Annotated in this window: 8 protein-coding genes; 5 read left to right on the plus strand and 3 right to left on the minus strand. The window is 45.6% G+C overall.

Annotated features, from left to right (window positions below):
* The first annotated feature begins 10 nt into the window (after positions 1–10).
* The 3 genes from QY97_RS08125 to rbsB are packed head-to-tail and all read left to right on the plus strand — an operon-like array spanning position 11 to position 3383.
* A complete protein-coding gene (locus QY97_RS08125) occupies positions 11–1492 on the plus strand; it encodes a sugar ABC transporter ATP-binding protein (protein WP_039237245.1) in 1482 nt (493 codons plus the stop codon).
* Position 1493: 1 nt separating this feature from the next.
* Positions 1494–2444: a ribose ABC transporter permease RbsC gene (gene rbsC / locus QY97_RS08130; protein ID WP_039237247.1), complete on the plus strand. Its 951-nt coding sequence runs from the start codon at positions 1494–1496 to the stop codon at positions 2442–2444.
* Between the two features lie 12 nt (positions 2445–2456).
* Positions 2457–3383: a ribose ABC transporter substrate-binding protein RbsB gene (rbsB, locus tag QY97_RS08135; protein ID WP_039237249.1), complete on the plus strand. Its 927-nt coding sequence runs from the start codon at positions 2457–2459 to the stop codon at positions 3381–3383.
* Positions 3384–3440: 57 nt separating this feature from the next.
* Here the strand turns inward: rbsB and QY97_RS08140 are convergent, their stop codons facing one another.
* Positions 3441–3911 (minus strand): GyrI-like domain-containing protein, encoded by a 471-nt coding sequence (locus QY97_RS08140; RefSeq protein ID WP_039237251.1) that lies wholly within the window; start codon positions 3909–3911, stop codon positions 3441–3443.
* Between the two features lie 107 nt (positions 3912–4018).
* The gene (locus QY97_RS08145; RefSeq protein ID WP_039237253.1) at positions 4019–5026 is read right to left on the minus strand and encodes an NADP-dependent oxidoreductase; all 1008 of its coding nucleotides are present in this window, start codon (positions 5024–5026) and stop codon (positions 4019–4021) included.
* 230 nt (positions 5027–5256) lie between these two features.
* On the opposite strand from QY97_RS08145, the gene dat reads away from it, so the two are divergent.
* Complete coding sequence (gene dat / locus QY97_RS08150; protein WP_039237255.1) at positions 5257–6099, plus strand: D-amino-acid transaminase; 843 nt, start codon at positions 5257–5259, stop codon at positions 6097–6099.
* 307 nt (positions 6100–6406) lie between these two features.
* Positions 6407–7216, plus strand: coding sequence for an SGNH/GDSL hydrolase family protein (locus QY97_RS08155; RefSeq protein ID WP_052717090.1), 810 nt, complete (start codon positions 6407–6409; stop codon positions 7214–7216).
* Between the two features lie 38 nt (positions 7217–7254).
* On the opposite strand, the gene QY97_RS08160 is transcribed toward QY97_RS08155, so the two are convergent.
* Entirely contained in the window at positions 7255–8160 is a 906-nt protein-coding gene (locus QY97_RS08160; protein ID WP_039237257.1) for an AEC family transporter, read from the minus strand.
* Positions 8161–8611 lie beyond the last annotated feature (451 nt).

The following is an 8611-nucleotide window of genomic DNA, read 5'->3' on the forward strand; positions in this document are numbered from 1 at the left end:
GAGGATCGCCATGCAGGTAGAAATGCAGGACATTCACAAGGCCTTTGGAAAGAATCAGGTGCTGACAGGTGTTCACTTCGAATTGCTTCCTGGGGAAATTCATGCGCTGATGGGAGAGAATGGGGCAGGAAAGTCAACGCTCATGAATATCTTAACTGGCTTGCACCAGGCTGACCGCGGTACGATCCTGATCAATGGCAAAGAGCGTTCATTCTCTAGCCCAAAGGAAGCGGAGCAGAATGGAATGGCCTTTATTCACCAAGAGCTTAATGTCTGGCCGGGAATGACGGTATTGGAGAATTTATTTCTCGGACGTGAGCTGAAAAATGGCTTTGGATTTTTAAAGATGAAGGAAATGAAAGCGCTAGCTAAGGAGCAGTTTGAACGGCTGGATGTCGATATTCCCCTCGAACAGGAAGCGGGGCTTTGTTCCGTCGGCCAGCAGCAAATGATTGAAATCGCTAAAGCGCTGATGGTAAATGCTGAAGTCATCATCATGGATGAGCCGACAGCTGCTTTAACAGACCGAGAGATTGCTAAGCTGTTTGAGGTGATTGAAACTCTTCGAAAGCAAGGGGTCTCCATTGTCTATATCTCTCACCGGATGGAAGAGATTTTTACGATATGCGACCGCATCACCGTGATGCGTGACGGCCAGACGGTCGATACGACGAAAATCGCTGATACCACTTTCGATGAAGTCGTAAAGAAAATGGTTGGCCGAGAGCTGAAGGACCGTTTCCCTGCGCGTGCGGCTTCACTTGGTGAAGTAGCACTAGAGGTAAGGAACTTCACGAGAAAAGGTGCGTTTGAGAATATTAGCTTCTCTGTAAGAGCGGGGGAAATCGTCGGTGTTTCTGGATTAATGGGAGCCGGGAGAACAGAGATTATGCGGGCCATCTTCGGATTAGACCGGATGGACAGTGGTGAGCTTTACAGGAATGGAAAGAAAATAAAGGTTCATTCGCCAGGTGAAGCGGTAAAGCACGGCATTGGCTTGATTACTGAGGACAGAAAAGATGAAGGGCTTATCCTTGATTTTTCTATCCGTCACAATATTGCTTTGCCTAATGTAGAAGGGTTGTCGTCTAAAGGATTCATTGATGGGAAAGAAGAGCAGCAATTTGTGGAGGACTTAATCAAGCGGCTGACCATTAAAACGGAATCAGCTGAGACAAGTGCTGGAAACTTATCGGGAGGAAACCAGCAGAAGGTCGTACTTGCTAAGTGGATTGGCACAAATCCGGATGTACTCATTCTGGATGAACCGACCCGAGGTGTCGATGTCGGAGCGAAGCGGGAAATTTACGCTTTAATGAATGAGCTGACAGACAGGGGAGTGGCCATTGTTATGGTTTCTTCTGAACTGCCGGAAGTATTAGGCATGAGTGACCGCGTCATCGTCATTCATGAAGGCAAGTTAAGCGGTGAGCTTTCGAGAGAAGAGGCAACACAGGAAAAAATAATGACGCTCGCAACAGGAGGAGAGTGACATGAGCAAAAGCGGTGTAAGACCGTTAAGTGACATGGCTCAAAAAATGGGCCCGCTTCTCGGCTTAATTATATTAGTACTCATTGTTTCTATTTTAAATCCAAGCTTTTTAGCTCCATTGAATATTTTAAACTTATTGAGACAAGTAGCAATTAACGCACTGATCGCCTATGGCATGACCTTTGTCATTTTAACAGGCGGCATTGACTTGTCGGTCGGCTCCATTCTTGCGCTATCAAGTGCGCTGATGGCGGGTATGATGGTTTCAGGAATCGATCCGATCCTGGCGATTCTTATTGGCTGTCTGCTTGGGGCATTGATGGGGGCAGTGAACGGCCTCTTAATTACGAAAGGGAAGATGGCTCCGTTTATTGCTACGCTGGCAACGATGACGATTTACAGGGGGCTGACACTAACCTATACAGACGGGAATCCAATCACAGGACTTGGCGATGATTACATGTTCCAGCTGTTTGGCCGCGGCTATTTTCTAGGTATTCCTGTGCCTGCCGTAACGATGATTATCGCTTTCGTTGTTCTATGGGTGATCTTGCATAAAACGACCTTTGGCCGCTATACGTACGCGATCGGAGGGAATGAAAAAGCAGCCTGGATTTCAGGCATTAAAGTGACAAAAGTCAAAATTATGGTGTATTCATTAGCGGGGCTTCTTTCCGCTTTAGCGGGTGCTATTTTAACTTCCCGTTTAAACTCAGCCCAGCCGACAGCCGGGGAGTCTTACGAATTAGATGCGATTGCAGCTGTTGTCCTTGGCGGCACTAGCCTGGCAGGCGGACGAGGATTAATTATCGGGACGCTGATTGGTGCGCTCATCATCGGTATACTGAATAACGGATTAAACCTGTTGGGAGTATCCTCCTTTTTCCAGATGGTGGTTAAAGGGATTGTTATTGTGATTGCTGTATTACTCGACCGTAAAAAAGCTGCATAGGAGAGGATCACATTGAAAAAAACATGGCTTATTCTCCTGTCTTTCACGCTTATCCTGCTTGCGGGCTGTTCGTTAGAGCCGCCTGAATGGGCCAAGCCGAAGCAAAAGGAGAATTTGGAAGATATAAAGATTGGCTTATCGGTTTCCACGTTAAATAACCCGTTTTTTGTATCCCTGAAGGACGGGGTTGTGGAGGAAGCGGAGAAGCAAGGAATGGAAACGATTGTTGTAGACGCCCAGGACGATTCGGCTAAACAAATTAATGATGTAGAAGATTTGCTTCAGCAAGGAGTAGACGTACTGCTAATTAACCCGACAGATTCATCGGCTATTTCTACTGCTGTTCAGTCAGCTAATACGCTTGGCATTCCAGTGATCACGCTCGACCGCTCGGCTGACAAGGGAGAAGTGGTCACGCTTGTTGCCTCTGATAACGTCAAGGGAGGTCAAATGGCCGCTGATTTCATCGTTGAACAGCTTGGAGAAGGAGCAAAGGTGGCTGAACTTGAAGGTGTACCAGGTGCTTCAGCTACCCGTGAACGCGGAGAAGGCTTCCATTTAACAGCAGATGAAAAGCTGAATGTCGTTGCGAAGCAGACCGCAAACTTCAACCGGACAGAAGGGCTGGATGTTATGGAGAATCTGCTTCAGGGTAACCCCGATATTCAAGCGGTTTTCGCCCATAATGATGAAATGGCGCTTGGAGCAGTAGAGGCTATTGCGGGCTCTGGAAAAGATATTCCGGTCATTGGCTTTGACGGAAATGAAGATGCTCTTCAATCTATTAAAGCCGGACAGCTGACAGCCACTGTTGCCCAGCAACCAGAATTAATCGGTCAATTGGCCGTTCAGGCAGCTAGTGATACGCTGCAGGGCAAGGAAGTAGAAGAGCTGATCGCAGCTCCGCTTAAAATGATTTCAGAGGAAAATCAGGAATAAGATAAAGGCTGCGGCCTGGCAGAAGATATGGACCTGCCAGGCCGCAGCCTTTTTGTTTCATACAACCACTTCAATGCTTTCTCTTTTTACATCTTCCAGCTTCATATATAGAGCATGAATGGGAGGATCTTCAGAGACGGTTACATCAATAGTGAAATGTGTCGGGTCCAGGCGGCAGCGGTGCTCCTTCGCCCACTGTTTGATCTGGTGAAGAGATTGCTGGATATTTTCTGCGGGCCCTTGATGCGATGTGTAGACGTAACTTTGCGCAGGAATAGAGAAGGTGGTCATGCCATCAGGTATGATATCTACCGTTTCCACTTGCATCGCTACACAGTGAATGACGAGGCTGCCTTTTTTAAACAAGCAAATATCCATAAAGCGACCTGTCGTCTGGTTAGGTATTTCACTGGCAAAAGTGCGTAATCGTTCCCATAAAGCCATTCGTCTTTCAGTCAGCTGAGCGGCCTGGCAAGCAACTTTCAATCCAACAACGGTGAAACTGCCGACCTCCACAATTTGTGGCATAAACCGAACACCCCCAAGTGAAAGTAATGGTATAAAATTAGCTCATACTCGGCGATACGCCATGGAAGCAGATACGGGTCGCTGTGTGCATCAAGGGCCAGTGAATGTTACTTACCGGAAGGGTCGTTCACTTTAACGAGCTGTTTACCCACATTTTCTCCTTTAAACAAGCCGAAAAAAGCTTCAGGGATATTATCGAATCCTTCAGTAATCGTTTCTTCGTAGGTTAATTTGCCTTCTCCCAGCCACTTGGATAAGTGGCGGAACCCTTCAGTGAACCGTTCTCTGTAATCGCCGACAGTGAATCCTTTTATTAAAGCACTTGATTTGATTAGGTACTGCTGAATGCGTGGTCCTGTATCTTCTTTCTTGTTATAAGAGGAGATCGCACCGCATTGGACAACTCGAGCGAATTTATTTAGGAGAGGATAGACCTCGTCGGAAATAGGACCGCCGACGTTATCGAAATACACGTCTACCCCGTTGGGACAAGCTTCGGCTAGAGTCTGACCGACATCTTCGGTTCGATAATTAATAACGGTATCTGCTCCGAGCTGTTTAACAAACTGGACTTTTTCATCGGTGCCGGCAATGCCAACCACTCTAGCTCCAGCAATGGTGGCGATTTGCACAACAGCCGAGCCGACAGCACCGGCTGCGCCTGATACGACAACCGTTTCTCCTTCCTGCGGCTCACCAATATCCATTAGTCCGAAATAAGCAGTGAGACCAGTCATGCCAAGAATATGCAAAGAGGTCGTAATAGGGCCAAGTGAAGGATCGATCTTCCGAAGATCAGCTGCAGGCAGGCTTGCATACTCTCTCCACGGCAAGGATCCTGTGACGATATCCCCTTTCTTTAAGGCTTCCGCATTGGAGGATATCACTTCTGCGATAGCTCCTCCTTCCATCGGCTGGTTTAATTTAAATGGTTCGATATAAGACTTTCCTTCGTTCATTCGTCCGCGCATGTATGGATCAACCGACACATACAGGAGCCGGATAAGAACTTCCCCTTCTGCCAGCTGGGGCATAGCTGCTTCGCGGATCTGTAAATGCTCACGGGTCGGTTCCCCGTCAGGCCGTTTTGTAAGAATAATTTCACGATTTTTCATGGCTCATCTGCCTCCTCTTTTCTTTCTTCTTTAACGTACCCGTTTGCCGCTTTAAAAAACTATGGGGAAAGGAGAGAGGCAGGAGCTGATGCTTCAAGGGACCTCTTCTTTCATGTATAATAAACAGGAATAAATCATTCTAATGAATTGAATGAAGAATAGTATCTGACATAGGCTGAATAAAAAGAGTGAAAGTCTGGTAAAACACAGGCGAAGGAGGAGAGCTGATTATGACGTTGGCTTACTTTAACGGGAAAATTGTAGATATAGATGAACCGGTCATACCAATTGACGAGCGCGGACACCAATTTGGAGATGGTGTGTATGAGGTAATCCGATTTTATGGGAAGAAGCCTTTTATGCTGAAGGAACATATAGAGCGCCTTTATACGAGTGCTAAAGCGATCAAGCTTAACATTGGCAAGGAGCCGGCTGAAATGGAATCGCTTATGATGGAATTAGTTGAGAAGAGCGGTTTGGAGGATGCCGACCTTTATATGCAGGCGACCCGCGGGATTGCACCGAGAAACCATTTGTTTCCGAAAGCTCCGGCGTCTATTTCAATGACAGTGAAGCCGGCTCGCCAGATGGATGAAGAAGTAAAGCAAAAAGGGGCTAAGGTGTTGCTGTTAGAGGACGAGCGCTGGCAAAATTGCTATATTAAATCTTTAAATCTGCTGCCGAATATTCTAGCGAAGCAGGAAGCATACGAGAATGGCTGCACAGAAGCGGTCCTTGTCCGGGATGGCTTCATTACGGAAGGATCAAGCTCCAATATCTTTATGGTCAAGGACAGCCAAGTGTACACGGCCCCATTATCGAATCACATATTAGCCGGGATCACTCGTCTAGCTGTTAAAGAGGTAGCTCATGAATTGAATATCTCCTTTGTCGAGGAGTCTTTTACACCAGCTGCCTTTTATCAAGCAGATGAAGCTTTCTTAACAAGTACTAGCTCAGAGGTTCTGCCTATTACGCTCGCAGATGGAAAGGTAATTGGCAGTGGAAAGCCAGGACCCATCACGGCGAAGCTATCTAAGCGCTTTACGGAAAAAACTAAAAAAACTAGATGAAGAAGGTTAGAAAAAGCCCAGCTTATTTCTGGGCTTTTTCTCTAAAAGAAGATCAAGAGGAGATAGTAATAGGGGACTGGTCTCTTGCTCGGGATTGAAAGGGACCTATATCTACATTAAGTGAGGATACATATTCTGACTGCCCTGCTGCTTCGTGATTGGAGTGAACATTGCAGCAGAAAGGGTAGAGAATAAGAAGTGAATGACAGAGACGGTTGAGGCTGCTTACCCGCTCCTTCTTCGATTGCTTCAAACTTTTCTGCCGTCTGGAAAATAAAAAACTAAAACAGAGAAGGAAGGATTAACTATGAGAAAACGAGTGTTTTCCTGCGCTCTGCTTTTTATCCTATCAGTTGCTATGCTGTCGCCTGTGCAGGCCGAGGCAGAAGGTGTGCGCTATGTGGCATTGGGCGACTCTTTAGCAGCAGGGCAGACACCTAACAGAGAGATCGGTGTCAGCTATACAGATCTAATTGCTATGGCTCTGCAGCAAAACGGACAATTAGAAAGCTTTTCAAAGAGTTTAGCTTTCCCGGGATACACCACAGAGCAGGTGCTTGAACAGCTGAACACAAGAGAAGCCCGCTCGCTCATTCAGCGGGCGGACTTAATTACGATTTCTGCTGGAGCAAATGATTTACTGCCGCTAATTCAAAACGATACCGTACGAGGCATGCTTAGTTATGAAGCAATTCCAGTAGCATTTCGGCTAAATACAGTAAGAAAAAATTACATTAAGCTATTTAAAGAGATAAAGGAAATTAACCCAAGGGCAGATGTCTATGCCATGGGCTATTATTTTCCTTATCCTCATGTGAAAAGTATGCAAAAGCCGGCTGTAGCGGGTCAGCTGGATATTTTGAATCAGATTATTGAACAGGAGGCAGGAAGAGCTGGGGCGGAGTTTGTTCCGGTAGCTCATTATTTTGGGGTGAATGCTGACTCGCTTATTCCGAATGCAGCGGATGTCCACCCTGCTCCAGCGGGCTATTTAAGCATGGCTAACCTTTTTCTTCAGGAATACGCGCCAGGTGCCCCACTTCTTCCGGACAGTATATTAGAGCAGCTTCCAGAACCTATATCAATCGCTGAGCTAAGACAGGCTCGGGAAAGATAACGAAACCCCCGCTTCATGCCAGAAGCGGGGGCTCATTATTAGACGCCTAGGTAAAAAAGGACCAGTGGGATGGTTGCGATGCTCAATATTGTAGTAACGAGTGTGGTGAATGATACAAGGTCAGGCTCGGTGCCGAATTGAATGGCAAACATTGTCGTATTGGCAGCAGCCGGCATAGCCGCTTGCAGGATTAACACATCCTTTAATAGGTCATTAATAGGCATCAGGGCAACGATCGCTACGGCTAGAGCAGGAGAAAGAAACATTCGGATCAGCGTAACTGCTGATACATACCGGTAAGCTACTCTCTTTCTTGCGATAACAGCAAGCTGCATACCAAGGACTAGCATAACGGTCGGAATAGAAGCATCTGCGATTAAACTGATAGCTTCCATGAAAGTGTCCGGAATGGAGATAGACAGCAGCTGCAAAGCAACCCCGGCCAGTGCTCCATGAATGACAGGCATTCGAACGACCCGCTTTAACGAATCTGTTAAGGAAGCTTCCTCCTCACCGCCCAGTGAGGCGAAGAAGAGGCCGATCGTGTTCATTAAGAAGGATTGAAAGACCATCATGATAACAGCATAATCAAAACCGACTGCTCCAAAGGCAAAAAGCACGACAGGTGCCCCGTAGTTGCCGCTATTCATAAAAGCTCCCCCTAAAACCATGGCAGACATTTGAGCTTTTGTTGCACGCATGAAGTAACCGGTAATTCCTACAACCACAATTAACCCAAACGAAAGGAGAAGGCAAAATAAAATAATATAGAAATATTCCATTGTTAATTCGTTCACATAAAAAGTTCGAAAAGCTAAAAATGGTGACATAATGTAAAGGGCGGCCATTGAGATCGAACGGATATCAAATCCGATGATTTTTTGGCCAAGAAAACCGGTGAAGAAAATCATAAAGGCTGGTAATACAATCATCAGCAATTCCACGAAAGGTCATCTCCATATTCTGATTACATATTCTCGATATTTATCGTATCAGAAATGTAAAAAGCGTACTATAAGCAGGTGAAAAAGATATTCTCTGCCGGCATCCTTCTTGATTTATGTAAGGGATATAGAATGAAGCGCTGGATACTTGAGAGTGTTTTATAACACTAAAGCAGCAGGTGTCTAAATTTATTTTTGTAATACAGTTGACATCAATTGAAAAATAATGTTATAGTAGTATTCGTCGCTGAGGAGCGATGGAGTTCTTTAAGAGCTCGAAAAAAGAATTCAAAAAAGGCGTTGACTTTAAATAGACAACATGATATGGTATTAAAGTTGACTCTTAAAAAAGAAAACAACATTGATCTTTGAAAACTGAACAAAATACATGCCAGTTAATTCTTGATTTATTTATTTTATGAGCAATCAAACATCTTTTTGGAGAGTTTGA

This window comes from Bacillus thermotolerans, assembly GCF_000812025.2.
Classification (GTDB): domain Bacteria; phylum Bacillota; class Bacilli; order Bacillales; family Domibacillaceae; genus Quasibacillus; species Quasibacillus thermotolerans.